Here is a 1,414-nt window from a genome sequence, read left to right on the forward strand (position 1 = left end):
TGGTGATGTCGACCTGGTTTTGGGGGTAGATGAGTTGGCTGGTGCCGGTGCCGTCGTTGTTCTGGAAGAGTTCCAGGGTGTAAATGGTCTTGTTGTCGACGGAGGAGATCGCGTTGGCGGCGTTGATGGTGGGGTTGTCGAGGTGGGTGAGAGCTTCGGTGTCCTTGAACACCCACTGCATTCCACTCTGGTTGAAGTCTGAATAGAGGGCGAAGTAGTTCGGGGGTGGGGTGTGGTAGAGGTTGACGCTGTTCGCGGTGTTGTCGAGGCCGGGGGTGGTGATGTCGACCTGGTTTTGGGGGTAGATGAGTTGGCTGGTGCCGGTGCCGTCGTTGTTCTGGAAGAGTTCCAGGGTGTAAATGGTCTTGTTGCTGGCGGAGGAGATCGCGTTGGCGGCGTTGATGGTGGGGTTGTCGAGGTGGGTGAGGGCTTCGGTGTCCTTGAACACCCATTGCCTGCCGGTTTGTGCGGGTCCTTCGTAGAGGCAGAAGCACCGGTCGGGTGGGCCGTCGTAGAGGGTGGCGGTGGTGGTGGTCTGGTTGAGGGCGGTGCTGACGCTGTTGTAGGCCTGGGGGTAGAAGAGCTGGTCGTCTCCGGTTTGGTTGAGGAGTTGGAGGGTGCGGGTGGTGTTGTTGTAGACGGAGCAGACGGGGTGGGCGGCGATCTGTGGGTCGGTCAGGTCGATGGGCTGGTCGGAGTCGTCCCAGAACAGCCAGGACTTTCCGCCTTGCTGTACCTCTTCGTAGAGGCAGTAGGCGCCGTTGGGGACGGTGGCGTGGTCGACGACGGAGTCGAGGGCGTGAACGAGGTTGATGTCCAGGAGGTCTGCGGTCAGGCCGGGGTAGACCATCTGGAAGGTGCTGCGGTCGGCGTTGAAGAGCTGCAGGGTGTGGCTGGTGTTGTTGACCAGGGACAGGGCCTTGCCGCCGGCGGTGTTGAGGAGGTTGGTCCTGGTGCCGTGGTAGACGCCGATGAGTTGACCGCTGCCGTTGGCTCCGCCGCGTTGGTCGTACAGGCCCCAGGCGTCGGCGGGGACGTTGGTGAGGAATCTGAGGGAGGAGGCCTGGTTGTCCAGGTTGAGCTGGTCTGCTTTGCTGTTGGGTTGGATGAATTCGTTGGTGCCCAGGAAGTTGGTGTCTTTGTAGAGGGCGATGACGCTGCTGGTTCTGTTCCAGGCGGATGAGGCGCGATTGTCGGCGTTCAGGACCTGGAGGTCGGGGGTGTCGCTGTAGACGAGCCAGGCTCGTCCGGTGCAGTAGGGATCGTCATAGAGGGCGATGTGGTCGGTGGACGGGACGATCTGGTAGGTGAGCGAGGCGGGGATGTGTGCTTCGACGAGGCGTTCCAGGGTGCTTTGGTCGTAGCTGATGGGTGCCTTGCCGGTGGTGCGGGGTTCCATGGTGACGTACAGGGG

The 1,414-nt window shown here is 61.8% G+C and carries 1 protein-coding gene; it reads right to left on the minus strand.

Annotation, left to right across the window (positions count from 1 at the left end; translation table 11 throughout):
- Positions 1-1,399: peptidase inhibitor family I36 protein (locus ACIQOV_RS41365; RefSeq protein ID WP_401056295.1), on the minus strand; the 1,399-nt coding region annotated here is incomplete at its 3' end.
- Between the last annotated feature and the right edge of the window lie 15 nt (positions 1,400-1,414).

This window comes from Kitasatospora sp. NPDC091257 (genome assembly GCF_044757675.1).
Classification (GTDB): domain Bacteria; phylum Actinomycetota; class Actinomycetes; order Streptomycetales; family Streptomycetaceae; genus Kitasatospora; species Kitasatospora lactacystinica.